This window comes from Halomonas sp. LS-001 (assembly GCF_052983955.1).
In genome coordinates, this window is sequence record NZ_CM129816.1 from 1275121 (window position 1) to 1299475 (window position 24355).

The window sequence follows — 24355 nt, forward strand, 5'->3', positions numbered from 1 at the left end:
CCATTTAAAACGGGGCGCTCGATGCGCCCCGTTTTGTATTCAGGCAAGACGCATGCCGCTGTTTAGCCATGACCTTTATCCGGATGAGGAACCGGGCGCTCGCCTACTTCTTCTGGGCGAAGCTCGACGGGCTTACCTTCGGTGATGTCAATATGCTTAAGTTGTAGATGTAGCCCTGTTTTGGCCAGCAGGTGCGCACTGACAGGCGCAGTAATAAACAGAAACAGGGTTATCAGCACTTCCTGAATATCCGGCACGCCTTCATGGTTCCAGAAGTACAGCATTGAGGCAATTAGCATAAGCCCAATGCCCAGCGTGGTCGCCTTGGTAGGCCCGTGCAGGCGCATGTAGAAATCTCGCAGGTGTGCCATGCCCAACGAGCCAATGAACAAAAATATCCCACCTGCAATCAATAACAGTGATGCCAGGGCTTCAATTATCCAGGCCATGGTAACTCCTTGTTTTATTCAATAATGTCGCCGCGCAAAATATATTTGCAAACGGCAACGGTGCTAATAAAGCCAAGCATGGCGATGAGCAGGGCGGATTCAAAGTAGGTTTTTGTATTGAGCCACAACCCCAGCAGCACGATCAGTGCGATGGCATTGATGTACATCGTATCCAGTGCAAGCACACGGTCGGGGAGATCCGGCCCTACTGCGAGTCGGTAGAGATTGAGAATCAGCGCCGCACCGACCAGCAACAGAGTGATATACAGGGCAACGGTCAGCATTCGTAAATCTCCTTGAGGGGCTGCTCATAGCGTTGGCGAATATGCTCGATCAATGCGTCTTCGTCATCCACATCAAGGGCGTGAATCAGCAATGTCTTGCCGTCCATCCGCAGGTTGGCCGACACTGTGCCGGGCGTCAGGCTGATCGTGTTGGCCAACAGCGTAATGGTAAAGCGCTCTTCGAGAATCAGCGGGTATTCGATAAAGTGAGGTTTGAGTTCGCACCATGGGTTAGCAATCAGACGGGCAACTTCGAAGTTGGCGACCACAATATCCTTGAGAACCCGCAGCGCAAAACGGAGTAATTTTAACGGCTTGCCGATACGTGGCTCAGCATCCCAGAAACGGTAAGTCACCAGGGGAATGGCAATCGCCAGTGCACCGCCGAGGATAATCTGGCCAAATGCAACACTGCGCACCAGCAGCAGCCAGACCACCAGCAACAGCACTGATAGAACAGGGGTAGGTAACCAGGAACGCGGGGTAATCATGCGCTGTCTCCTGTTTTTATTTCGGGCGTCAGTATTTCAATTAATGGAAGCGGGTTAGCCAGTTGCTCGGCGGCGGCGGCTGTGTATTGACTTACCGGGCCAGCAAAAATCACCAGCAAGGGGCCGGCACTTAGCAACCACAACATACCAAACCACTGCTCGCGGGGAAGTTTTGTACCCGTCATGCTGCCGCGTTGACTGCGCCAGAAAAGCGTCGAGCCTGCGCGGGAAAGGGCAATTAACGAACTCAACCCGGCAAGCAGCAGTAATGGCCAAAACCACAGCCGTTGGTAGCCTTCGGCGGCGTTGAGCATCAAGGCTTTGCCTAGTGCGCCGGAAAACGGCGGCAAGCCGGCAACGGCAACCGCGCCGATGAAAAACGCCAGAGCCAGCCATTGGCCTTGAACCAGAGGGCGACCCTTGACCAGCCGGGTTCCCGGTTTGCCACGTTGAGCACCGATCATATCTGCCAGCAGGAAGAGCCCGCCAGTGATCAGGGTGGTATGAATTAAATAATACAGCAGGGCGGATACGGCTTCGGGCGTGCGCATTCCGATACCGGCCAGCAAGGTGCCCACTGAGATCAGTACCAGATAAGCCACCAATAGACGCAAGTCCTTTGCTGCCAGCACGCTGACCCCTGCAATCGCCAGGGTTGCCAGTGCAAACCACCATACCCAGGGTTGTTCAATCGCCGTCAGGTTGCCTGCCTGGTCGCCGAAAATCAGGCTATAAACACGCAAAATGGCGTAAATGCCGACTTTGGTCATGATCGCAAACAGTGCGGCAACAGGGGCAGGTGCTGAGGCGTAGGCGCGCGGCAGCCAGAAATAAAGCGGTAAAATAGCGGCTTTCAGGCCGAAGACAACCAGCAGAATCAACGCACCAGCCGTAACCAGGCCTTCCTTTTCCACAGGCAGTTCACTCAAACGTTGGGCCATATCCGCCATGTTGAGTGTGCCAGTGGCGCCATACAGGACACCAACGCCAATCAGGAACAGCGACGACCCAGCCAGGTTGAGTACGACATAGTGCACGCTTGCCTGAATGCGAGCTTTACCGCCGCCGTGTAACAGCAAGGCATAGGAGGCCAACAGTAATACTTCGAAAAAGACAAACAGGTTGAACAGATCACCCGTCAAGAAAGCGCCATTGATACCCATGAGCTGCCACTGGAACAGGCCATGAAAGTTACTGCCTTTCTCATCATCACCGGCACAGGCATAAATGACCGCGCCAACGGCCAGTACCGATGTCAGCAGGACCATCATCGCTGACAGACGGTCAAGCACCAGGGCAATACCGAAGGGCGGTTGCCAATCACCTAGCGCGTAGTAAGTGATTTCGCCGCTATTTGCCTGATTAATCAAGCCAATCGAAACCAGCAGCAGCAAAGCGGTGGAAGTAATGCTGACGATGCGTTTATAGCTCACCATGCCATTACGCTGGTAAAGCAGCAGAATGCCGGCAACCAAAGGGAGAACGACAGGCAGCACAATAAGATGTTGAATCATTCGCGGTCTTCCTTTTTACCGTCTACATGGTCGTTACCTGCTTCACTGCGTGCGCGCATGGCGAGGATGACAACGAAAGCCGTCATCGCAAACCCGATTACAATGGCGGTAAGCACGAGTGCCTGAGGCAAGGGGTCAGCGGTAGCAGCGTTTTGCTGGTTCACCAGCGCGGCCCCATCCGTGGTCAACCCACCCATCGAAAACAGGAACAGATTGACCGCATAAGATAAAAGTGTCAGGCCGACGACTACCGGGAACGTTCGTCCGCGTAGCGTGAGATAAAGGCCGCAGGAGGTCAGCACCCCTGTTGTAATGGCATACAGCAGTTCCATTAATGAATCTCCTTATCGGCGGACCCAGAGGTGTCAGCTTCGGTGTCAGCCAGCTCCTGCGTCGGCCGGTGAGCGGTGGTGACCTTGCCCAGGTTAGCCAGAATCATCAGTGTTGCCCCGACAACGGCCAGATAAACACCAAGGTCAAACAGCATAGCGGATGCCAGCTCGAAGGTGCCGACCAGTGGTAGCGTGAAGTAGGCAAACGTTGATGTCAGGAACGGATAGCCGAATAACCAGCTGCCAAGACCAGTTAATGTGGCAATGGCCACGCCCACGACTGCAACGGGCTGGAAAGGGAAATCAAGACGTTCCTGGGCCCATGCCACACCACGGGCCATATAAATCAGAATCAACGCGACTGCCGTCACCAGCCCAGCGATGAAGCCACCGCCTGGCATGTTGTGGCCGCGCAGGAAGATAAACGCCGACACCATTAGTGCCAGCGGTAGTAAAGCCATTGAAATAGAAGTCAGGATGGCAGGGTAGCGATCTGGCGACCACACACGACCTTCGCCATCGCTGTGTGGCAGGAACAGGCGCAAGCGGTTAAGCAGTTTGAAAATCGCCAGACCTGCCAGTGCCAGTACGGTAATTTCACCGAGCGTATCAAAGCCACGGAAATCAACAAGAATGACATTGACCACGTTGTAACCGCCGCCACCCGGCTTACTGTTGGCCAGAAAGAAATCGGAAATGGACGTATTGCCGCTGGTTAATACAGCATAGTTCAGGCTGGCAATGACCATACCCAGCGCCGATGCCAGCAAAATATCCCGCACGTTACGCAGTGGGCTGGATTCCGGCGGTGTTTTCTGGGGCAGGAAGAAAAGCGCCAGCATCAGCAGAATCATGGTAACCACTTCCACTGATAGTTGAGTCAATGCAAGGTCCGGGGCTGAAAAGCGTGCAAAGGTCAGCGCTACAAACAGACCCACGATAGAAAGCATCAACAGGGATATCAGACGATAGCGATGGGTTGCCGCTGTCGCAATTCCGCCAAAAATCAGCATGGCTGCACCAAGCAAGACAATAGCGTCCACCGGTTGATTGCCAAGCGGGCCAGTGAGCGGGCTCACCGGTGCCAGTCCGATAACGCCCATCACCAGTGCAGATAAAAACAGCAGCCCCATATAGCGCTGGAGTGAATGGCCCTCGATCTTATTGATCAGCCAGTCCGCCTTATGGTTCATGTTGATAATCGTGCGTTCAAAGACACGCCGTGCATCCACACTGGCAAAAGGCTTGGTCAATTGGCGCAGGTCAGCATGGCGCCAATACATCAAGGCGCCAAATACCAGTGCTGCCAGGCTCATCAATAATGGCAGATTGATGCCATGCCAAATGGCAAGGTGGAACTCCATGGGTTCGCCCAGCACGGCTTGCACGGCAAGTGATAACAGTCCAGACGCCATTAAACTCGGCAGAAGGCCGATCAGAACGCACAGCACCACCAGGATTTCAACGGGCAGGCGCATCAGGTGCGGCGGCTCATGAGGCGATTTGGGCGGTGTTTTCTGAGCGGGCTTGAAGAATACGGCATATACCAGACGCAGCGAGTAGGCGACGGACAAAATGCCACCCAGGGTGGCCAGTGCAGGAAGCAACCAGCTAAGCCCGCCGAGTACGGGGGTGGCCAATGTTTCGGTAAAGAACATTTCCTTGGAAATAAAACCGTTAAATAACGGAACGCCTGCCATGGACGCAGCGGCTAGTGTGGTGAGCAACGCCGTAACGGGCATGGCTTTTCTAAGACCGCCCAGCATTTTTAGCTCGCGAGTGCCTGTTTCATGGTCGATAATGCCCGCACTCATGAACAGCGCTGCCTTGAACGTCGCATGATTAAGAATGTGGAACAGAGCAGCGAGCACGGCCATTGGGCTGCCAATGCCCAGCAGAACAGTAATCAACCCAAGGTGACTCACGGTTGAGAACGCCAGAATACCTTTAAGATCTGTTTTGAACAGGGCAAACCAGGCCCCATACAAGAGCGTAATGGTACCGATAAGCGGAACGATGATTGACCATAGTTCACTACCTGCAATGGCAGGGTGAAAGCGTGCCATCAGGAAGATACCCGCCTTAACCATGGTGGCAGAGTGAAGGTAAGCTGACACTGGCGTCGGCGCTGACATGGCATGGGGTAGCCAGAACTGAAACGGAAACTGTGCTGACTTGGTAAAGGCGCCAAGCAGCACCAGCACCAGCATAAGCGGATAACGCGGATCGGCCAGGATAATGTCGCTGCTGGCCAGCACAACGTTCATATCGAAGCTGCCCACCATGTCGCCAAGCAATAATAGCCCAGCCAGTAAGGCAAGACCGCCAGCGCCGGTAACCGTCAGCGCCATGCGCGCGCCTTTTCGTGCATCGCTTTGATGGGACCAATAGCCAATCAGTAAAAAGGAAGAAATACTGGTCAGTTCCCAGAATAGCCAGAGCAGGATCAGGTTATCCGACATGGCAATGCCTACCATCGAGGCCATGAAAAGCATCAGGTAGGCATAGAAACGATCAAAAGGCTCTTCCGGACTTAAGTAGAAATGCGCATAAAGGAGGATAAGTAGCCCGATCCCAAGGATGAGCAGGTTGAACAGTAAGGTTAACCCGTCCAGGCGCAAGGCAAGATCCAGGCCCAGTTGTGGTACCCAACTGGCTGAAAAACGCAGTGTTTCGCCGTCCAGCAGTGCAGGTACCTGAGTCAAGGTAAGGAGTAGGGCAAGGGCAGGCGCGATGGCTGTGATTCGTGTGCTTAGAACACGATCCCGCCGACCCAATAATGCAGGCACCACCATACCCAGCAAAGGCAGTAAAGCTATCCACAGCAGTATCATGGGGTTCATCCAATGAAAATGTCTAAGTCATGTCGTATTGTGCCGCTTACTCAAGCGATGCGTCGACGCAGAATACATCAATCAGATTAACAGAATATCAACTGTGCCGAGATTTTGAACTATTTCCCATTATTTGAACCATTTCCCTGTATTTGAACGTCCGTTTGATAAGCGTTTGTTAATGCCATGAAAGCTTTCTCAGGCATCACTTAAGGAAAAGAGGGTTGACAAAGCTGCTCAGGATTGATTCTCTAAGGGTTATGAATATAGCCATGACGTATCTCGCGCTCGACCTACGACTACCAAGCGCCCGTCTCTGAACGACTAGAGGCGGGCAATGCTAGTTGGCATTGTCGTTGGTTTTGAAGGCGAGGTAGTCATGGTAAATCACAAGGTTTTCCCCTTTTTCTCACAGCACGCATTTTCTCAATGCGCTGCCTGTTCTCCATGCAGCTCAAGCATTATCTGCTGCTGGTGTTTCCGAGCCGACAGCTCGTGCAAACGTATTAATAGCGCCCCAAGGCTTTTGCAAGCGTTGGGGCGTTTTTCGTGGGTTGCGGTTTCAGCGTTTTGTGTGATGCGCAACACGTCTTGTCCGGTTCCATTGCCCCACTTTTTTTTATTCTCAACTTTCACTCACCATCCGATCTGTTTCCAGGAGAGCTGCCATGATGTTATCTGATCCCGCCAAAAAGTATCGCCCCTTTGTTGCGGTCGATTTACCCGACCGCCAGTGGCCGAATCAACGTATCGATAAAGCGCCTATCTGGACAAGCGTTGATCTGCGTGATGGAAATCAATCCTTGATTGACCCCATGGATCAGGAACGTAAGCAGCGCCTTTTCGATCTTCTGGTGAGCGTTGGTTTCAAGGAAATCGAGGTTGGCTTTCCATCGGCTTCACAGACCGACTTTGACTTTGTCCGGGCGCTGATCGAGCAGAATAAAATTCCCGATGATGTGACCATCCAAGTGTTGACCCAGGCGCGTCCACACCTGATTGAGCGCACCTTTGAATCGCTGAAAGGCGCAAAAAACGCGATTGTTCACGTTTATAATGCCACTGACCCTATGTTCCGTCGGGTGGTATTTAATGTGAACAAAGAGGAGTGCATTCAGATTGCCGTGGATGCCACGCGCCAGATCCGTGAGCACATGGAGGCCGCACCGGAAACCCGCTGGACCTTCCAGTACTCGCCAGAGCTGTTTACCACGACTGAGATGGATTTCGCCGTCGAGATTGTAGAAGCGGTGATGGATACCTACGCGCCAAGCATTGATAACCGTATGATCGTCAATCTGCCAGCTACCGTGGAAGTGGCGCCACCGAATAACTATGCCGACCAGATTGAGTGGTTCTGCCGCACCGTCAAAAATCGCGATACCCTGATTGTCAGCGTTCACCCGCATAATGATCGCGGCACGGGCGTCGCCGCCGCTGAGTTGACTCTGATGGCAGGTGCCGACCGCGTGGAAGGCACGCTGTTTGGTAACGGCGAGCGCACCGGTAATGTTGATATCGTCACGATGGCGATGAACATGTATACCCAAGGGGTGAACCCTGGGCTGGATTTCTCGAATATCACGCCGGTCATGCGCGAAGTTGAATATTGCAACCAGCTACCGGTTCATCCACGTCACCCTTATGTCGGTGATCTGGTGTTCACCGCTTTCTCAGGCTCGCATCAGGATGCCATCAAGAAAGGCATGAACGATCGTCGTGACAATCCGGAAGCGCCCTGGGATGTTCCCTATCTGCCGATTGATCCACTGGATGTCGGGCGTAGTTATGAAGCCGTCATTCGCGTCAACAGCCAATCCGGTAAAGGCGGGATTTCCTACCTGCTGGAACAGGAACACGGCATTGAACTGCCGCGCCGCCTGTCCATCGAGTTCAGCCAGGTGGTGCAGGAAGTGGCTGACCGGACGGGTAAGGAGATCACCTCGCAGATGATCTACCAGGCCTTTGCAGATGAATATCTCGAGCAGCAGACGCCGTTCCGTCTCGTTAATCATCGTCTGTCGTCTGAGCCAGATAGTCCGACTGTCAGTCTGGAGGCGGTGATAGCTGAGGGCGGCGAGCGAAGAACCTACGCGGCTGAAGGCAACGGCCCGTTGGCAGCTTTTATCAAGGCGCTTGCAGGGGCGGGTCATGATGTGGAAATTATCGATTACCACGAACACTCACGTGGCCAAGGGTCTGATGCTGAAGCGATTGCTTATGTTGAAGTGCGCACTGAAGGAAAAGCTGTCTTTGGTGTGGGCACCGATGAAAGCATTACCAGCGCATCCATGAAAGGCGTATTGAGCGCAATTAATCGCTATACCTCAACTCAGGCACCGGCCGCTAACGTAACGGCCGACACCCTGGCATAACGGCGCAGAACGCGCACGCTGCAAAGCGTGCGCGTACCTGTCAAAGCAGTGGCGTTTTGCTGGCTTCTCCAGGAATTTCGCGAACCAGGCGTGGCATCAGAAACCCCGGGAGCTGGTCGCGCAGAAGCGTGACCAGCTCCCGGGCCTCGTCATCAGGCACGTTGAAGTGAGCGGCTCCCTGAACGGGGTCGAGCACATGCAGGTAATAGGGCATTACCCGTGCATCAAAGAGGCGTTCGGAAAGCGCTGCCAGTGCCGTGACGCTATCATTCACGCCACGTAGCAGGACGCTTTGATTGAGCAGTGTCACACCGGCATGGCGCAAACGTTGGCAGGCTTCAAGTACCGCTTGATCGATTTCGTTAGCGTGGTTGGCATGCACAACCATAACGGTTTGCAAGCGTGTGCGGCTCAGCCAGTCCAACAGCGCTGAATCTACCCGGTCAGGAATCACAATAGGCAGGCGTGTGTGAATGCGTAACCGTTTGAGGTGAGGGATCTGTTCCAGTTGGGAAACCAGCCAGGCAAGCTGGCGGTCGTTGGCGGCCAGCGGATCACCTCCCGACAGAATGACTTCCTGAATACTGGTGTCCGCTTGAAGGTAGTCAAATGCCTCCTGCCACTGTGCTCGTGATGGCGAGTTATCCGTGTAGGGAAAATGCCGCCGGAAGCAGTACCGACAGTTAATGGCGCAGTTAGGGCTGGCAATCAGCAGCACGCGACCCGCGTACTTATGAATCATGCCTTTGGCTGGGCGCTTAAGCATTTCGTCCAGCGGATCAGTGACGTAACCCGGCAGCTGTCGGGTTTCATCGTCCAGCGGCAATATCTGGCGAAGCAGTGGATCGTTGCGCTGATGGGGCGCTATGCGACGTAAAAAGGCTTCCGGTACGCAGATATCAAATAGCGCATGACCTGCCTCGGCACCTGACTGCCAGGTATCCGGCAGCCCAAGGCGCTGGCAAAGTTCAGCCGGGTCGCGAATGGCCTGGGAAAGCTGCTGTTGCCAGGAAGGCGAAGTATCGCCAATCGCATCTGGCTGAGCGTTAGTGGCAAAAATAAGGTTGTCCTGCAAAAAATCCCTCCTTCGGGTTATCATGCGCCACACTTGTTTGGGTGTTGTTGCCAGCGTAAAGCGGTAAACCGCGTGCCAGGGCTCCTTTTACGCCAAAAGACACGATTGAAAACTGATAATTGAGAGACAGTATGGCTAATTATTCTACCAATGAATTTAAAGGCGGTTTGAAAGTAATGCTCGACGGCGACCCGTGTAGCATCGTCGAGAACGAGCTGGTGAAGCCGGGCAAGGGCCAGGCCTTCAATCGCGTCAAGCTGCGTAACCTCATGACAGGACGGGTTTGGGAGCGTACCTTTAAGTCCGGCGAGTCTCTTGAAGCGGCCGATGTCATGGAACTGGAGATGGAATATCTCTACAGCGATGGCGAAATGTGGCACTTCATGAAGACGGATGGTTCCTTTGAGCAGTATGCCGTCGAGACAAAGGCGCTTAGTGATACGCAAAAATGGCTCAAGGAACAAGTGGCTTATACCATCACGCTGTGGAATGATAATGCGATTGCCGTCTCCGCGCCGAACTTTATCGAACTTGAAGTGGTGGAAACAGACCCCGGCCTGAAAGGCGATACTGCCCAGGGCGGTTCCAAGCCAGCCACTCTTTCGTCTGGTGCTGTTGTGAGAGTTCCGCTGTTTATCAACCAGGGCGAAGTGCTGAAAATCGACACTCGTTCAGGTGATTACGTCTCACGCGCCTGATAAGGCAGGGAACGGATACATCGCCCATTGAGCGAGCATGATTCATTGGCCACGCTTATGCGTGGCTTTTGTGGTTTAAGACTGTCTTTCTTACCAAGCCGCCTCTTGCAAAACAGTGTCACCAGAAAACAGTGCCACTATAAAAAAGTGCCACCAGGGGGAATAGCGATGAGCCAATGGCGACCAACGGCCGATATGGACACCTTGCGAGCCCGTGCTGCTTTATTGGCTCAGGTGCGGGTGTTTTTTGCGGATCGGGATGTTCTCGAGGTAGAAACACCGGTGCTTGGGCAGGGCGGCAGTACCGATCTGCATCTGAAATCGCTGTCTACCCAAGCGCGAACTGACAAGGGGCGGCGTCGGTTGTGGCTGCAGACCTCGCCGGAATTTCATATGAAACGTCTGTTGGCGGCTGGCAGTGGGCCAATTTACCAACTGGCAAAAAGCTTCCGCGATGGTGAGGTGGGTGGCCGTCATAATATCGAATTCACCATGCTGGAGTGGTACCGCCCAGGCTATTCGTTGAATCAATTGCTGGAAGAAACGGCCGCCCTGATCCAGCAACTGATGGCGCTTTCCCTGCCCGTCAGGCATTACCGCTATCGCGAGCTTTTTCACACACATCTGGCGCTTGATCCGTTCTCCGCCTCACTGGATGTTCTGCGCAAAGCGGCCTCACAGCACGCCTACATGCCTTTGTCGAGCCTGGCGGATGAACCTCGTGAGACCTGTCTGGACGTGCTGATGAGCAGCGTGATTGAGCCAACGCTGGGTCAGCAGGAGCTGGCTGCCGTGATCGAGTACCCGGCCAGCCAGGCAGCGCTCGCGAAACGTCATCAAGATGCCCGAGGCGACTGGGTGGCGTCGCGTTTTGAGCTATACCTGAAGGGTGTCGAACTTGCCAACGGCTATGACGAACTGACCGACGCTGATGAGCAGCGGCGCCGGTTTGCTGAAGACAACGACCAGCGAAAGGCGTGTGGCCAGGAGGAAGTAGATGTTGATGAGCACCTTCTGCAAGCGCTGGCGCATGGCTTGCCAGAAGGTGCCGGTGTGGCGCTGGGGATGGACAGGTTGATTCAGCTGGCGCTTGGGAAGCCGCGTCTGGAAGACGTGATCAGCTTTGCCACGCCAAACTGTTAGCGTTCAAGTCTCTGCCAAACATCAATCGTTGTCGCTGGCAACCATGGATGATGCCAGTGATTGCCCCATCTGAATCTTCGCATCAGCGGCCCATCCATCGAACGCCTGCGGCTTGGCAAAACACATCACCACGGTAGAACCGAGCTTGAAACGGCCCAGTTCAGCGCCTTTTTCCAGGCTGATTGGCTGATCAAAGTGGGTGCGCTGAGGCGTCGCGCCAAGCGGCGTGATCTGTCCTGCCCAAACGGTTTCGATAGCCGCGACAATCATCGCGCCAACCAGCACTACGGCCATCGGCCCCTGTTCAGTATCAAACACGCAAACCAGCCGCTCGTTGCGAGCAAACAGGTCAGGCACGTGATTGGCGGTGGCCTGGTTGACGGAAAACAGCCGGCCTGGCACGTAGATCATTTCCTTTAGCGTGCCCGTCATCGGCATATGAACACGATGATAATCCCGTGGCGACAGATATACCGTGGCAAAGCTACCGCCAAGAAACGCCTCGGCAAGGTCAGCATCGCCCCCCAATAGAGATTGCGCAGAGAACGTATGCCCCTTGGCCTGAACCAGCTGGCCTGCACGGATAGGGCCGAACTGGGAAAGGGTGCCGTCTGCGGGGCTGATAACGCCTTCGCCGACGGGGCGAGCACCTTCTTTCAAGGGGCGAGTGAAGAAATCGTTGAAGCACGCATAGGCGCTGATGTCTTCACTCAGTGCTTCGCGCATATCCACGTTGAAGCGCTGAATAAACGCTTTGATCAAGGCGTTTTTTAGCCTGGGGTTGTCGCACTCGGCCAGCTTTCCAATCAGGCGGGAAAGCGCATGATGCGGCAGCGGATACTGGAGTAGGGCAAAGGCTTGCTGTGCAAAAGTCACGTGATGGTCTTCACTTTTCAATAGGGGTGTCGTCACGGTTGCCCCACTCATTCCAGGAACCGGCATAACCGCGAATGTTAAAGCCCAGTGCCTTGCCTACCAGCCAGGTGAAACTGCTGCGATGATGACTCTGGCAGTGGGTGGCGACTTCCATATCCGGCGTCAGACCCATGGCCTGCAATTTGGTGATCAGCTCGGCGTAGTCGCGGATGCGCAGGTCACGATCACGGTCCATGGCGTGTAACCAGTCCATGTTGACCGCGCCAGGAATATGCCCGAGATGGCGGTTATTGCCTGCTTCCCCACGATACTCACTGGCAGAGCGAGCGTCCCACACTGCAAACTGCGGGTCGCTGAGTTTTTCTTTGATTTCATCACCGCTAATCAGGGTGCTGGGGTTAAGAATCTCGGCGTGGTAATCACTCGGTGTGGGCGCTGTAGCGTCGCTGCGTTGTGGCATACCTTCCCCTCGCCAGGCGTGAATACCGCCGTTGAGATAGGAGTAGCGGGTGTGGCCGATCAGGTCCAGGGTCCATAGCAGACGAGCCGCCCAGCCACCGCCTTCATCATCATAAGCCACGACATGGGTATCGCGGGTCAGCCCAAGGGCGCTGAACAGGCGCGATAGCGCGTCGACATCCGGCACGTCATTTGGCACAGAGCCTTCGCCGCGCATCAGAAAGCGGAAGTCCAGGAAAATGGCGCCGGGCACGTGGCCTGCCGCGTAGCTATCCTGGTTAATGGGAACATCGATGATCAGAAGCTGCGGAGCATCAAGATGCGCCATCAACTGCTCGGGCTCAATAATCAGCGGTAGCAGGTTGGCTTCTGACCCGGTGGAAGCGTGAGAAACTTGGCTCATGGTGGGCTCCTTTAGCGATCGGTATCCAGGCTGGCAATAATGCGACGGTAGCTGGCAAAGCGTTGTGGATGAATCTTGCCTGCCTCAACGGCATCAAGTAAAGCGCAGCCAGGCTCATTGACATGACGGCAATCACGAAAACGGCAATCGCCCAGGAAGTCATGAAACTCGATAAAACCGTTGGTCACTGCCTGCTCATCCAGATGCGTCAGGCCGAATTCACGGATTCCGGGAGAGTCAATCAGTTCGCCCTGAGCTGCCTCTTGCCCCAGCATGCGATAAAGGCGTGCTGTCGTCGTCGTGTGGGTGCCCTTGCGTGAGTCCTCTGACAGAGCGCCAATGCGCAGGGTTTCGTCCGGGAGTAGCTGGTCGATTAAAGAAGACTTGCCAACGCCACTCTGACCGACAAACACGGATGTACAGTCGGCGAGCTGCTCGCGCAAGGCGGCCAGGCCAGAGTCTGTCTCAGTGGTGGACTGCACCACTCGGTAGCCTAACTCTTGGTAGCGTGCCAGCAACTGGCCAAGTTCCCCACCGTCTTCGGGCAGAAGATCGACCTTGTTGAGCACCAGTACCGGCTGAATACCGGTGGCTTCCGCCGCCACCAGATAACGGTCGATCAGATTGGCATGAGGGGCGGGCTCAACGGCAAACACAATCAGCAGTTGATCGACATTGGCAGCCACGGGTTTGAGCAGTCCGCGGGCATCCGGGCGTTTGAGTACGCTGGTACGATCACTGCGGGCGACTACCACGCCAGAGCCGTCCTGACCCGCTCGCCAGATAACGTTGTCACCGGTCACCAGGCCATCAAGATTGGCGCGCAGATGACAGCGAACGGCATTGAAGCCAGCGTCCTGAACTTCCAGCGTGCGCCCGAAATGTGCCACAACGCGACCCGGCTGCTCGGCACCATATTCACCCGCTGCCAGCTTCTCGTCTTCATGGCTCTGCTGCTTGTGGGAACGCTTTTCACGTTCCGCCTGAATCTTTTCGACTCGCCAGCGCTGTTGTCGACTTAATTTACGTTTACTCATGACCACCTGATTGTCGGTACCATTCCCAGGTACAATAGAGGCTATTGTACGGATTTTCGTTGGATGAGCGATGCACTATTTATTTATCAAAAACGCTTATCAGAAACGTTTATCTAAATCACTTATCCAAACCATTAATCATAAACATTTTTCACCACGTTAGAGTCGTAACTTTTATCCATGGAGAAACGCATGAGTGAAGCACGCACGCCACGCAAAGATCTGCTGGTCTGGATTGATTTGGAAATGACCGGTCTAAACCCGGAAAAAGAACGCATCATTGAGGTGGCGACGCTGATTACCGATGCCGATCTTAACGTGGTGGCCGAGGGGCCTGTGATTGCGGTGCGTCAGCCAGACCAGCTGCTTGCTGAAATGGATGAGTGGTGTACCCGTACTCACGGTGAGTCAGGGCTGACGGCGCGGGTCAAAGCCAGCGACATCGATACAGTGACGGCTGAGCGTGAAACGCTGGATTTTCTGCGCCAATACGTCGAGCCCGGTTCTTCGCCGATGTGCGGTAACAGCATTCACCAGGATCGTCGTTTCCTGGAGCGGGAAATGCCCGAGCTGCTGGCGTTCTTTCATTACCGTAATCTGGATGTGTCAACGCTCAAAGAGTTGGCAACGCGCTGGAATCCGGGGGCGTTGGCTGGCTTCAGTAAGCGCAACGTGCACCTCGCCATGGACGACATCAAGGAATCCATTGACGAACTGGCGCATTACCGCAATACCTTTCTGAAACTTCCTAACGGCAATGACGAAGAAGAATAAACGTCAACAGACCCTAGCCTGATACGATCACTGCCTGGCGCTTTTCACGTTGCTCATTAAGCGCCCAGGCAACATGCTCGCGCACCAGCTCACTGGGGTAGCTGCGGCGCGCCCAGAGCGCGGACTCTACCGAATCGCTCCAGGGGGCGTTGCCGAGGGCGACGGCAATATTGCGTAACCAGCGCTGATAACCAATGCGCCGGATGGCACTCCCCGCGGTCTTGTCGAGAAATTCTTCTTCGCTCCAGGCAAACAGAGTGAGCAGTTCGGCGCGCTCAAGATGATGGCGAGGGTGGAAGTCAACTTCCTGGGTTGGTTTTGCAAAGCGTGTGAACGGGCAGAAGAGCTGGCAGTCATCGCAGCCGTAGATGCGGCTGCCAATGGCACGGCGTAACGGCTCTGGAATCGCCTCATGCAGCTCAATGGTCAGATAGGAAATGCACAGGCGTGAATCAACCACCTTGTCTGCCACGATCGCACCGGTCGGGCAGGCCTGTCGGCAGGCATCGCAGCTACCGCAGTGTTCATTGTTGAACGGCGGGTCAACCGGCAGAGGTAAATCGGTATACAACTCGCCAAGAAAGAACAGTGAGCCTGCGCCAGGATTGAGCAGCATGGCATTTTTGCCAAACCAGCCAAGGCCGGCTTTTTGTGCAAGCGCGCGCTCCATGACGGGGGCGGAATCCACAAAGGCGCGATAGCCGATAGGGCCGACGGCCTGTTCGATTTTTTTTGCCAGCTGGGCGAGGCGCTTGCGCATTAATTTATGGTAATCACGGCCCAACGCATAGCGAGAGATGTAGGCATTTCCGGGCGTGCGAAGCTGTTCAATGCTTTGGGCGTCAGCGGGGAGGTAGTCCATGCGAACACAGATGACGCGCTGAGTGCCGGGTTCAAGTTCGTCCGGGCGAGTGCGGCGAGTGCCGTGCTTGGCCATGAACCCCATGTCGCCATGATATCCATTGGCCAGCCAGGCATTGAGATGCTGTTCATGAGCCGCCAGGTCGATATCGGTGATACCTACCTGCTGGAATCCCAGTTCATGCCCCCAGTGTTTGATGCTATCGGCAAGTTGGGAGAGTGTTTCAGGGCTTAATTCACCGCTTGATTCAAGTGCTGTTTCAAGGTGTGTGGGTGCAGGTGTATTCTTCATGGTATGAACAGCGAGAGCATCGGGTGGTCAGAATGGACGTCCTATGCTAACCGATTCACCCGAATGACAACATGCATGCTGATAACTGGTAAAGGAGCACCCGTGAGTCTCTTGAATACGTCTATGCTGAGGCCGCTTTACCGTGCCGAGCAGGTGAGTGAGCTTGATCGCCGAACGATTGCTGGCGGTATTGAGGGCTTTGCGCTGATGCAGCGGGCGGCTTCCAGTGCCTGGCATGGCTTTCGGGCCCGCTGGCCGCAGGTGCGTAGCATCAGCGTGGTCTGTGGCCGTGGCAATAATGGAGGAGACGGCCATGTGCTAGCGGCATTGGCCGCGCAATCCGGGTTAAAAGTCCAACGCATTACCATGTCGCCTCTGGAAGAGTTGAACGGCGATGCAAGCAAGGCTGCAGAACTGGCCACGGCGGCAGGCGTGGGCCATGAACACTGGCATCGTGACACCCTGTTTCAAGGTGAGGTCATTGTTGACGCACTGTTAGGAACCGGGCTGCGAGGCCCTGTGGAAGGTCAGTATCGTCAGGTGATCGAGGCGATCAATCAGGCGCGTAAACCTGTTCTGGCTATCGATATTCCGTCAGGCATTGCCGCGAATACCGGTGCAGTACTAGGGAGTGCGGTGTCGTCAGATTGTACGGTCACCTTTATTGGCGACAAGCTGGGTCTGCATACCGGCGAGGCGCCTGCGTATGCCGGTTATATTGATTTCCGGCCGTTAGGCGTTAAAGCACAGGCGTTTTTTGATATTCCGCCCAGCGCCTGGCTGCTTGATGATGCGCTGCTTGAAGAGGCCTTTTCACCGCGTTTACGCATAGTCCACAAAGGCGATATGGGACACCTGCTGGTGTTGGGCGGCGCCTCTGGTCTGGGTGGCGCATCGCTGATCGCTTCCCAGGCGGCTGCGCGGCTTGGTGCAGGTAAAGTCAGCCTGGCGACGGCGCCTGAGCACGTCACCGCAAGCCTCGTGCGTTGCCCTGAAGTGATGGCGCATGGTGTGCGCGGTGTGGCCGATCTGGGGGCGTTAACCGATCAGTGCAATGCCCTGGTGGTTGGGCCTGGGTTGGGGCAGGGAGCCTGGGGGCAGGCGATGTTGCAGTCGGCACTGGTAACGTCTCATCCGCTGGTCGTGGATGCCGATGGCCTGAACCTTTTGGCGAGTCATTGGCCTGATATGAAGCGTGATGACTGGGTGCTTACGCCACATCCCGGAGAGGCTGCCAGGCTGTTGAATACCAGTACTGCCGAGGTGCAGGCTGACAGGCCTGCTGCGGTGCGTGAGCTGCAGAGACAGCGCGGCGGCAGTGTGATTCTGAAAGGAGCCGGAACGCTGATTGCGGGGCCAAGTGGTCTGGTGGTTTGCCCCTATGGCAACCCGGGTATGGCAAGTGGTGGCATGGGTGATGCCTTAAGCGGAATGCTGGGCGCATTACTGGCGCAGGGGTATGATATTGAACAGAGCGCCTGGCTTGTCACACTCGTTCACGCATTGGCAGGCGATAAGGCAGCAAGTGAGCATGGTGAACGTGGCTTGCTGGCCAGTGATCTGGCATCCTATGCACGTCAATTGATTAATCCTTGAGGTTGGAACCGTGATGCAAGTGCCTTTGGCTGATGAAAGTTCTCATGTTGCCTTTGGTGAGGCACTAGGGCGGGTTTTTGCGGGGCTTGGGCGTATCTATCTGGAAGGTGAACTGGGAGCCGGTAAAACCACATTAACCCGTGGTATTCTGCGCGCTTACGGTTACAAGGGTGCGGTAAAAAGCCCCACTTACACCCTGATCGAACCTTATGAACTTGATGGAAAGCGCATTTATCATCTGGATCTATACCGCTTGAGTGACCCGGAAGAACTGGAGTTCATTGGCGGTCGCGATGTACTGGATGACGATGCGCTGTGTCTTGTCGAGTGGCCAAGCCGAGGTGAAGGCTGGCTGCCTGAGGCAGACCTGACGGTTCATCTTGCGTTAGCTGACACGGGCCGCCTGGCAACGCTTGAAGGGCACAGTCAGCGTGGCCAGCAATGGTTGGCAGCGTTAGCCAGCATGCAGCATGCCGGTGTCAAAACATAATGCTGGAAGGTGTTTCGGTCAGGCATTGATCTTGGATTCAGGAATCAGGTGCCGGACAATATTGATGAGCCGGACGATACGACTTGGTTAGTAAATTTACGTAGTGAGTGGTTATGAAACAGCGGTGGTCGGGCAAAGGGTTTCCAGGGCGTCAGCTTATTGGCGTTGTTTTGGTATGGCTGCTGATAACAGGGGCGGGTAAAGCGTTGGCCGCGGATGTGGAAAATATTCGCTTATGGGCAGCGCCGGATCACGCACGCCTGGTGTTCGACCTCTCTCAGTCCGGCAATGCCACTATGTTCGAGCTGGATTCGCCTGACCGTCTGGTGATTGATCTTAAAAATAGCCGCCTGGCAACGGATACCAGTTCCCTGTCGCTGGAAGGCAGTGCTATCTCCGGGGTCCGTAGTGGTATTCGCAATGGCACGGATCTGCGCATCGTGCTGGATCTCAATCGCCAGGTATCACCACGCCATTTCATGCTATCGCCTAATGATCAATATGGTCATCGGCTGGTGGTGGATCTGGAGTATCCGGGAGAGTCGGCTGTCGAGAATCCGATTGACCCGATTGAGTCGATGGTACGTGAACAGGAAATTGCCGCAGAGCGGGCCAAGGCCGAAGCGGCTATCACTGGCTCACCGCCTGTTGTTTCTGAAGAAGTGGTCAACCGTGAGGCTCAGCCACATCCCCGGCGCGATATCATTATTGCGGTAGACCCTGGCCATGGCGGCGAAGACCCGGGGGCTATTGGCCCAACCGGAACACGTGAAAAAGATGTCGTTCTGCAGATCAGTCAGCGTCTGGCTGCCCAGATTAATGCGACCCCGGGGTTCAAAGCCTTTCTGATTCGTGATGGCGACTACTATGTTGGGCTGCGTCAGCGGACCCAGCTTGCACGCGATCAGAAAGCGGACTTTTTTGTGTCGATTCATGCCGACGCCTTTACCAGCCCACGCCCGAACGGCAGCTCTGTGTATGCCTTGTCGCAGCGAGGAGCCACGTCGGAAACCGCGCAATGGCTGGCCGATAGCGAAAACCGCGCCGACCTGATCGGCGGTGTGGATGGCAGCCTGTCGTTAAGGGATAAAGATCATGTGCTGCGAGGCGTGTTACTCGACCTCACCATGACGGCCACCCTCAATGACTCGCTGTCTATTGGTGGACAGGTGCTTGACCAGCTAGGGCGTATCAACCGATTGCACAAATCGCGGGTTGAGCAGGCTGGATTCATGGTGCTTAAATCGCCGGATATTCCTTCCCTGTTGGTTGAAGCGGGCTTTATTTCCAACCCGGATGAAGAGCGTCGCCTGAAAACGGCTAGCCATCAGGAAAACCTTGCCAGCGCCATCTTTACGGGTCTGCGTGCCCACTTTGAGCGCAACCCGCCGCCCGCTAGCCTGCTCGCCTGGCAGCGTGATAACCAACGGCGTCCTCAAGGCAATGAATACCGTATTCAGGTCGGTGACACCTTATCAACGATCGCGGTTCGCCACGATATACCCCTTACCCAGCTGAAAGAAGTCAACAACCTCAATGCTGATGTGATTCGCGTTGGCCAGGTGCTGCGTATTCCGCGTTCCTGAACCAGTTCTTAAACCAGTTCTTGAACAGGTTTTTGAGACAAGTGGTCCGAGTCAGGTGTTGATAGCGGAACGTAATGAACATACGCCCAGGGTTAAACAAGAGGTTTCTGTGTCAGATATTAGCCTACCTTCTGAAGAGCAAGGCTCGAAGACGCACATTCAGGTGCTTGATGCGCGTCTTGCCAACCAGATTGCCGCTGGCGAGGTAGTTGAACGGCCAGCCTCTGTTACCAAGGAATTGATCGAGAATGCCATTGATGCTGGCAGTCACCGCATTGAAGTGGAGGTAGAGCAGGGCGGTGCGCGGCTGATCAAGGTACGTGATGACGGCATTGGTATTGGTCAGCAGGATTTGCCTCTGGCATTGGCGCGTCACGCCACCAGCAAGATTGGTAGCCTGGAAGACCTTGAAGGCGTCAGCTCGTTGGGGTTTCGCGGGGAAGCGCTGGCGTCGATCAGCTCGGTATCTCGCCTTGAACTGATTTCCAACGCGTCACAAGACCCGACTGACGGCTGGCGTGTCGTGGCTGAAGGTCGCGGTATGGAAGCGCGTGTTTCTCCGGCGCCCCATCCGCGCGGCACCAGTGTCAGCGTGCGGGATCTGTTCTTCAATACGCCAGCACGACGCAAATTCCTGCGTACTGAAAAAACTGAGTTTGCCCATGTGGAAGAGGCATTTCGACGCCAGGCGCTGTCCCGTTACGATATTGGCTGGGTGTTACGTCACAATCAGAAAGTGGTGCATCAGTTACCTGCGGTAGATTCCGCCGCCGCCCGTGAGCGTCGAATCGCTTCCTTGCTGGGACGTAACTTTATCGAGCATGCCCGTTATATCGAGCGCCAGGCAGGGTCGCTGCGCCTATCAGGCTGGGTCGGCTTGCCCACGCATTCCCGTTCTCAGGCCGACCAGCAGTATTTTTTTGTTAATGGTCGCGTGGTGCGTGACCGGCTGGTTGCCCATGCGGTGCGTCAGGCATATCGGGATGTTTTGTATAACGGCCGTCATCCGGTTTTTGTGCTGTACCTTGATCTTGAACCGGATGGCGTGGATGTGAATGTTCATCCTACCAAGCACGAGGTACGTTTCCGGGATGGCCGCATGGTGCATGACTTTCTGTATTCCAGTCTGCATCACTGCCTGGCGCACACTCAGCCTGGGCAGGTAGAGGAAAGCGAAGAGGGGGAATCAGCTCAACCCCAGGCCGATGAGGCCAGCCTTCAACAGGCGCCGGAAGCCCGCTGGGAACAACAGGGCATGCCTTTGGCATCCCATGCAGAACGCCACCCAGGTGCAGCGAAGGTGCGGCGCTTTATGCAGGGCTATCAAGCATTGCATCCGGATCATGAAGAATCGCTGTTAACGCCTCAGGTGCCTTCAGCTGAGGCGATTCCCGGTGCCGCAAACCAAATCAATGAAGCTGCACCCGCTTTCCCCGCGGAAGACCCGACATCAGCACCGCCGCTTGGCTATGCCTTAGGCCAGCTGCACGGTATCTATATTCTGGCCCAGAATCGTGATGGCCTGATTGTGGTGGATATGCACGCGGCGCATGAGCGTATTGTGTATGAGCGGATGAAAAACCAGTGGGGGAACAGCGGCATTGATACGCAGCCACTGCTGGTGCCGGTGTCGCTGGCAGCCAGTCGAGCAGAAGTGGCAACCGTTGAAAGTGAGCAGGAGGCGATTGCCAAGCTGGGGATTGAAATCGATATTGCCGGGCCGGAGACGCTGCTGGTCCGTCAGTTACCCGCCTTGCTGGCGAATGCTGACCCTGAGCCTCTCGTGCGTAGCCTGCTGGATGAGCTGGCGCGTTTTGGTCGTTCCCAGCAGGTGGATGCACGGATTCAGGCCCTGCTTTCTACCATGGCTTGCCATGGCAGTGTGCGGGCGAACCGCAAATTGACGCTGGATGAAATGAACGCGCTATTGCGTGATATGGAGCGCACCGAACGCAGTGATCAGTGCAATCATGGCCGCCCCACCTGGACCCAGATGAACATGAAAGCGCTTGATCGACTCTTCATGCGTGGCCAGTGATCCTTTCAGACAAGGCGTTAGCACAGGGTGAAACGATGAATGATTCACGCCCGTTGGTCATTTTTCTGATGGGCCCAACGGCGGCAGGTAAGACAGAAACTGCCATGGCGCTTCACGAGCAGTATGGTTGTGAGCTGATTAGCGTTGATTCTGCCATGGTGTATCGCGGGCTGGATATTGGCAGTGCCAAACCCAGCGCTGAAGAGCTCAGGCGAGCTCCCCACCGGCTGATTGATATTCGCGACCCGGCAACGCCTTACTCGGCAGCAGATTTTCGCCAGGATGCCTTGCATGAAATGCGGCAAATCAGCGCATCGGGAAAGGTGCCTTTACTGGTTGGCGGCACGATGCTCTATTTCAAGCAGTTACTGGAAGGGGGCGGTAACTTGCCGTCATCATCCCCGAAAGTGCGTGCTGAACTTGAGCAGGCGCTCGCTCAGCACGGTCTGGCCGCGCTACACGACAGGTTGAAGCAGGTTGACCCTGCCGCCGGTCAGCGCATTCATCCCAATGACCCGCAGCGTACCTTGCGTGCGCTGGAGGTGTATCACATTACAGGGCGGCCGATGAGTGCACTTTGGGCGGAACAGGCAACGACACTTTTCCCCTGGCGTGTGGTCTCTATTGTGCTGGCGCCTCAGGATCGGGCTTTATTGCATCAGCGAATTGCTGATAGATTTCACCTGATGTTGTCTCAGGGCTTGATTGATGAGGTGAGTGCCCTCAAACAACGTGATGACTTGCACGGCGGGTTGCCAGCACTGAAAAGTGTCGGTTACCGGCAGGTGTGGGAGTATCTGGATGGCCAGTACGACAGGAATGGTCTTGAGGAGCGCGGCGTGATCGCAACTCGCCAGCTCGCCAAACGCCAGTTGACCTGGCTGCGGCGCTGGGAAAATGCCAGCTGGTTTAACATTCAACGGCCTGACACGCTTGATAAGGTGCTGAAATTCGTGCGTGAAAGCGGTGCTTAGCGTAAGATAGTTAATTCAGAACAAGTTTTTCGAGTGGCCGCAAATACAGGCCTTTCGGGCAACAATATTGTGGAATGTCAATTTGGCGTTCCTTAAATAACCAACCCCAACGACAGTTTTAGGGAGAGTAACATGTCCAAAGGGCAGTCCCTTCAAGACCCATACTTGAATATCTTGCGCAAGGAGCGCATTCCGGTCTCCATCTTTTTGGTGAACGGCATTAAGCTGCAGGGCCAGATCGAATCCTTTGATCAGTTTGTGATCCTGTTGCGTAATACAGTCAGTCAGATGGTCTACAAGCACGCGATTTCGACAGTAGTGCCATCACGTAATGTGCGTCTGCCTGTGCAGGATCCAGCAGCAGAATCCGAAGAATAGGCCATACGCCTATGTCAGCCAGTTTATGAGGTATTGATTGTTTTTTGAGCGACCAGATGCCGGTGAAACGGCAGTACTTGTGCATGTTGATTTTCATGATGATCAGGCACGTGAAGACGCCGGCGAATTCCTGGAGCTTGTTCGCTCTGCAGGGGCTGAGCCCGCGACACTGCTGACGGCTAGCCGAAGTCGTCCGGACTCGCGGACGTTTATCGGGTCGGGAAAACTGGAAGAGTTGCGGGCAATGCTCGCAGCTCATCAGGCTGAGCTGGTCATCTTCAATCATGGATTGAGTCCTTCTCAACAGCGCAATCTCGAGCACGAGCTGAAATGTCGAGTGCTCGATCGCACGGGTCTCATACTGGATATTTTTGCCCAGCGTGCACGTACCCATGAAGGTAAGCTGCAGGTGGAGCTTGCTCAGTTGGAGTACATGTCAACGCGCCTGGTGCGTGGCTGGACACACCTGGAGCGCCAGAAAGGTGGTATCGGTCTGCGTGGTCCGGGTGAGACCCAGCTGGAAACGGACCGTCGTCTTCTGCGTGGTCGCATCAAGGCGATCCATAAGCGTCTGGATAAGGTGCGCAGCCAGCGCGAGCAGAATCGGCGCGCGCGTTCACGGGCAGAAATCCACAGTATTTCGCTAGTGGGCTACACCAATGCGGGTAAATCCACGCTTTTTAATGCGCTGACCAATGCCCATGTCTATGCAGCGGATCAACTTTTTGCCACGCTGGACCCAACCCTTCGGCGTCTGGAAATTGACGATGTCGGGCCGGTTGTCATGGCAGATACCGTTGGCTTTATTCGTCACCTGCCACACAAGCTGGTGGAAGCGTTTCAGGCGACGCTGCAGGAAGCGGCGGAAGCCAGCCTGTTGGTGCATGTCATTGATGCAGCCGACCCTGATCGTGAACTGAATGTCGAACAGGTTGATAACGTTCTTAAGGAAATAGGCGCTGACGATGTTCCCATGCTCAAGGTGATGAACAAGATTGATCAGCTGGACAGCGCACCGCGCATTGAACGTGATGGCAATGGTGTCCCGGAAGTTGTCTGGTTGTCGGCTCAGCAGCAGAAGGGGCTTGATCTTCTTGAGCAGGCACTGAGTGAACGTCTGGCCGTTGATGTGATCAGCTTCTCACTGACACTCGCGCCCGAACAGGGTCGGCTGAGGGCAGGGCTGCACGACTTGAATGCGGTGCAGAAAGAATATTTTGATGAGCAAGGGCATTCCGTGCTTGATATACGTTTACCAAGGCGCGACTTTAATCAGCTAATGGCGCAGTTGGGTGAGCGTGCCAATACGTATTTGCCTGATGCGCTGCGAGTATCCACAGAGTGGTAAGTAGAACGCCTTTTATCATCTGTATTAGAATGGTATAAGTTTTTTTTG

22 protein-coding genes are annotated in these 24355 nt (G+C 55.1%); 11 read left to right on the forward strand and 11 right to left on the reverse strand.

Going from position 1 to position 24355, the window contains the following annotated elements:
* Window positions 1–62 precede the first annotated feature (62 nt).
* Genes ACU6TU_RS05645 through ACU6TU_RS05670 form a run of 6 tightly spaced genes read right to left on the reverse strand, consistent with a single transcriptional unit; the run spans window position 63 to window position 5904 of the window.
* Window positions 63–449, reverse strand: coding sequence for a Na+/H+ antiporter subunit G (locus tag ACU6TU_RS05645; RefSeq protein WP_447143588.1), 387 nt, complete (start codon window positions 447–449; stop codon window positions 63–65).
* A gap of 14 nt (window positions 450–463) precedes the next feature.
* The gene (locus ACU6TU_RS05650; RefSeq protein WP_447143589.1) at window positions 464–733 is read right to left on the reverse strand and encodes a K+/H+ antiporter subunit F; all 270 of its coding nucleotides are present in this window, start codon (window positions 731–733) and stop codon (window positions 464–466) included.
* Window positions 727–1224: a Na+/H+ antiporter subunit E gene (locus tag ACU6TU_RS05655; RefSeq protein ID WP_447143590.1), complete on the reverse strand. Its 498-nt coding sequence runs from the start codon at window positions 1222–1224 to the stop codon at window positions 727–729. Before ACU6TU_RS05655 ends, ACU6TU_RS05650 begins: the two co-directional genes overlap by 7 nt.
* Entirely contained in the window at window positions 1221–2738 is a 1518-nt protein-coding gene (locus tag ACU6TU_RS05660) for a monovalent cation/H+ antiporter subunit D (protein ID WP_447143591.1), read from the reverse strand. Before ACU6TU_RS05660 ends, ACU6TU_RS05655 begins: the two co-directional genes overlap by 4 nt.
* Window positions 2735–3070: a Na+/H+ antiporter subunit C gene (locus ACU6TU_RS05665; RefSeq protein WP_447143592.1), complete on the reverse strand. Its 336-nt coding sequence runs from the start codon at window positions 3068–3070 to the stop codon at window positions 2735–2737. The genes ACU6TU_RS05660 and ACU6TU_RS05665 overlap by 4 nt, the downstream gene beginning before the upstream one ends.
* Window positions 3070–5904, reverse strand: coding sequence for a monovalent cation/H+ antiporter subunit A (locus ACU6TU_RS05670; protein WP_447143593.1), 2835 nt, complete (start codon window positions 5902–5904; stop codon window positions 3070–3072). Before ACU6TU_RS05670 ends, ACU6TU_RS05665 begins: the two co-directional genes overlap by 1 nt.
* Before the next feature lie 668 nt (window positions 5905–6572).
* Here ACU6TU_RS05670 and leuA point away from each other — a divergent pair.
* Entirely contained in the window at window positions 6573–8279 is a 1707-nt protein-coding gene (gene leuA / locus ACU6TU_RS05675) for a 2-isopropylmalate synthase (RefSeq protein WP_447143594.1), read from the forward strand.
* 40 nt (window positions 8280–8319) lie between these two features.
* Here the strand turns inward: leuA and epmB are convergent, their stop codons facing one another.
* The gene (gene epmB / locus ACU6TU_RS05680) at window positions 8320–9354 is read right to left on the reverse strand and encodes an EF-P beta-lysylation protein EpmB (protein WP_447143595.1); all 1035 of its coding nucleotides are present in this window, start codon (window positions 9352–9354) and stop codon (window positions 8320–8322) included.
* A 131-nt stretch (window positions 9355–9485) separates the two neighbouring features.
* On the opposite strand from epmB, the gene efp reads away from it, so the two are divergent.
* The gene (gene efp, locus ACU6TU_RS05685) at window positions 9486–10052 is read left to right on the forward strand and encodes an elongation factor P (protein ID WP_447143596.1); all 567 of its coding nucleotides are present in this window, start codon (window positions 9486–9488) and stop codon (window positions 10050–10052) included.
* Window positions 10053–10220: 168 nt separating this feature from the next.
* Window positions 10221–11195: an EF-P lysine aminoacylase EpmA gene (gene epmA / locus ACU6TU_RS05690; protein WP_447143597.1), complete on the forward strand. Its 975-nt coding sequence runs from the start codon at window positions 10221–10223 to the stop codon at window positions 11193–11195.
* A gap of 21 nt (window positions 11196–11216) precedes the next feature.
* On the opposite strand, the gene asd is transcribed toward epmA, so the two are convergent.
* The 3 genes from asd to rsgA are packed head-to-tail and all read right to left on the reverse strand — an operon-like array spanning window position 11217 to window position 13970.
* A complete protein-coding gene (gene asd / locus ACU6TU_RS05695; RefSeq protein ID WP_447144191.1) occupies window positions 11217–12071 on the reverse strand; it encodes an archaetidylserine decarboxylase in 855 nt (284 codons plus the stop codon).
* 10 nt (window positions 12072–12081) lie between these two features.
* Window positions 12082–12933: a sulfurtransferase gene (locus tag ACU6TU_RS05700; protein ID WP_447143598.1), complete on the reverse strand. Its 852-nt coding sequence runs from the start codon at window positions 12931–12933 to the stop codon at window positions 12082–12084.
* A gap of 11 nt (window positions 12934–12944) precedes the next feature.
* A complete protein-coding gene (rsgA, locus tag ACU6TU_RS05705; protein ID WP_447143599.1) occupies window positions 12945–13970 on the reverse strand; it encodes a small ribosomal subunit biogenesis GTPase RsgA in 1026 nt (341 codons plus the stop codon).
* 192 nt (window positions 13971–14162) lie between these two features.
* Here rsgA and orn point away from each other — a divergent pair, with 192 nt between their 5' ends.
* Window positions 14163–14744: an oligoribonuclease gene (orn, locus tag ACU6TU_RS05710; RefSeq protein WP_447143600.1), complete on the forward strand. Its 582-nt coding sequence runs from the start codon at window positions 14163–14165 to the stop codon at window positions 14742–14744.
* Window positions 14745–14757: 13 nt separating this feature from the next.
* On the opposite strand, the gene queG is transcribed toward orn, so the two are convergent.
* Window positions 14758–15897, reverse strand: coding sequence for a tRNA epoxyqueuosine(34) reductase QueG (gene queG, locus ACU6TU_RS05715; protein ID WP_447143601.1), 1140 nt, complete (start codon window positions 15895–15897; stop codon window positions 14758–14760).
* A gap of 123 nt (window positions 15898–16020) precedes the next feature.
* Between queG and ACU6TU_RS05720 the strand changes: the two genes are divergently transcribed.
* The 7 genes from ACU6TU_RS05720 (at window position 16021) to hflX (ending at window position 24307) form a co-directional block, all read left to right on the forward strand.
* The gene (locus ACU6TU_RS05720) at window positions 16021–17493 is read left to right on the forward strand and encodes an NAD(P)H-hydrate dehydratase (RefSeq protein WP_447144192.1); all 1473 of its coding nucleotides are present in this window, start codon (window positions 16021–16023) and stop codon (window positions 17491–17493) included.
* Between the two features lie 13 nt (window positions 17494–17506).
* Window positions 17507–17983 carry a tRNA (adenosine(37)-N6)-threonylcarbamoyltransferase complex ATPase subunit type 1 TsaE gene (tsaE, locus tag ACU6TU_RS05725; protein ID WP_447143602.1) on the forward strand — a complete coding sequence of 159 codons (477 nt, stop codon included), beginning with the start codon at window positions 17507–17509 and terminating at the stop codon, window positions 17981–17983.
* Window positions 17984–18096: 113 nt separating this feature from the next.
* Entirely contained in the window at window positions 18097–19569 is a 1473-nt protein-coding gene (locus tag ACU6TU_RS05730; RefSeq protein WP_447143603.1) for an N-acetylmuramoyl-L-alanine amidase, read from the forward strand.
* A 109-nt stretch (window positions 19570–19678) separates the two neighbouring features.
* Window positions 19679–21607, forward strand: a complete 1929-nt coding sequence (gene mutL, locus ACU6TU_RS05735) for a DNA mismatch repair endonuclease MutL (RefSeq protein WP_447143604.1) — start codon at window positions 19679–19681, stop codon at window positions 21605–21607.
* A 35-nt stretch (window positions 21608–21642) separates the two neighbouring features.
* Window positions 21643–22581 (forward strand): tRNA (adenosine(37)-N6)-dimethylallyltransferase MiaA, encoded by a 939-nt coding sequence (gene miaA, locus ACU6TU_RS05740; protein ID WP_447143605.1) that lies wholly within the window; start codon window positions 21643–21645, stop codon window positions 22579–22581.
* Window positions 22582–22713: 132 nt separating this feature from the next.
* Window positions 22714–22959 carry an RNA chaperone Hfq gene (gene hfq / locus ACU6TU_RS05745; RefSeq protein WP_447143606.1) on the forward strand — a complete coding sequence of 82 codons (246 nt, stop codon included), beginning with the start codon at window positions 22714–22716 and terminating at the stop codon, window positions 22957–22959.
* Between the two features lie 37 nt (window positions 22960–22996).
* Window positions 22997–24307: a ribosome rescue GTPase HflX gene (hflX, locus tag ACU6TU_RS05750; RefSeq protein ID WP_447143607.1), complete on the forward strand. Its 1311-nt coding sequence runs from the start codon at window positions 22997–22999 to the stop codon at window positions 24305–24307.
* Window positions 24308–24355: the final 48 nt, after the last annotated feature.

What these genes read in the sequence shown, in the direction of transcription:
- ACU6TU_RS05645 (WP_447143588.1), bottom strand. Translation starts at nt 449, where the DNA reads ATGGCCTGGATAATTGAAGCCCTGGCATCACTGTTATTGATTGCAGGT.
- ACU6TU_RS05650 (WP_447143589.1), bottom strand. Translation starts at nt 733, where the DNA reads ATGCTGACCGTTGCCCTGTATATCACTCTGTTGCTGGTCGGTGCGGCG.
- ACU6TU_RS05655 (WP_447143590.1), bottom strand. Translation starts at nt 1,224, where the DNA reads ATGATTACCCCGCGTTCCTGGTTACCTACCCCTGTTCTATCAGTGCTG.
- ACU6TU_RS05660 (WP_447143591.1), bottom strand. Translation starts at nt 2,738, where the DNA reads ATGATTCAACATCTTATTGTGCTGCCTGTCGTTCTCCCTTTGGTTGCC.
- ACU6TU_RS05665 (WP_447143592.1), bottom strand. Translation starts at nt 3,070, where the DNA reads ATGGAACTGCTGTATGCCATTACAACAGGGGTGCTGACCTCCTGCGGC.
- ACU6TU_RS05670 (WP_447143593.1), bottom strand. Translation starts at nt 5,904, where the DNA reads ATGATACTGCTGTGGATAGCTTTACTGCCTTTGCTGGGTATGGTGGTG.
- leuA (WP_447143594.1), top strand. Translation starts at nt 6,573, where the DNA reads ATGATGTTATCTGATCCCGCCAAAAAGTATCGCCCCTTTGTTGCGGTC.
- efp (WP_447143596.1), top strand. Translation starts at nt 9,486, where the DNA reads ATGGCTAATTATTCTACCAATGAATTTAAAGGCGGTTTGAAAGTAATG.
- epmA (WP_447143597.1), top strand. Translation starts at nt 10,221, where the DNA reads ATGAGCCAATGGCGACCAACGGCCGATATGGACACCTTGCGAGCCCGT.
- ACU6TU_RS05700 (WP_447143598.1), bottom strand. Translation starts at nt 12,933, where the DNA reads ATGAGCCAAGTTTCTCACGCTTCCACCGGGTCAGAAGCCAACCTGCTA.
- rsgA (WP_447143599.1), bottom strand. Translation starts at nt 13,970, where the DNA reads ATGAGTAAACGTAAATTAAGTCGACAACAGCGCTGGCGAGTCGAAAAG.
- orn (WP_447143600.1), top strand. Translation starts at nt 14,163, where the DNA reads ATGAGTGAAGCACGCACGCCACGCAAAGATCTGCTGGTCTGGATTGAT.
- queG (WP_447143601.1), bottom strand. Translation starts at nt 15,897, where the DNA reads ATGAAGAATACACCTGCACCCACACACCTTGAAACAGCACTTGAATCA.
- ACU6TU_RS05720 (WP_447144192.1), top strand. Translation starts at nt 16,021, where the DNA reads ATGCTGAGGCCGCTTTACCGTGCCGAGCAGGTGAGTGAGCTTGATCGC.
- tsaE (WP_447143602.1), top strand. Translation starts at nt 17,507, where the DNA reads ATGCAAGTGCCTTTGGCTGATGAAAGTTCTCATGTTGCCTTTGGTGAG.
- ACU6TU_RS05730 (WP_447143603.1), top strand. Translation starts at nt 18,097, where the DNA reads ATGAAACAGCGGTGGTCGGGCAAAGGGTTTCCAGGGCGTCAGCTTATT.
- miaA (WP_447143605.1), top strand. Translation starts at nt 21,643, where the DNA reads ATGAATGATTCACGCCCGTTGGTCATTTTTCTGATGGGCCCAACGGCG.
- hfq (WP_447143606.1), top strand. Translation starts at nt 22,714, where the DNA reads ATGTCCAAAGGGCAGTCCCTTCAAGACCCATACTTGAATATCTTGCGC.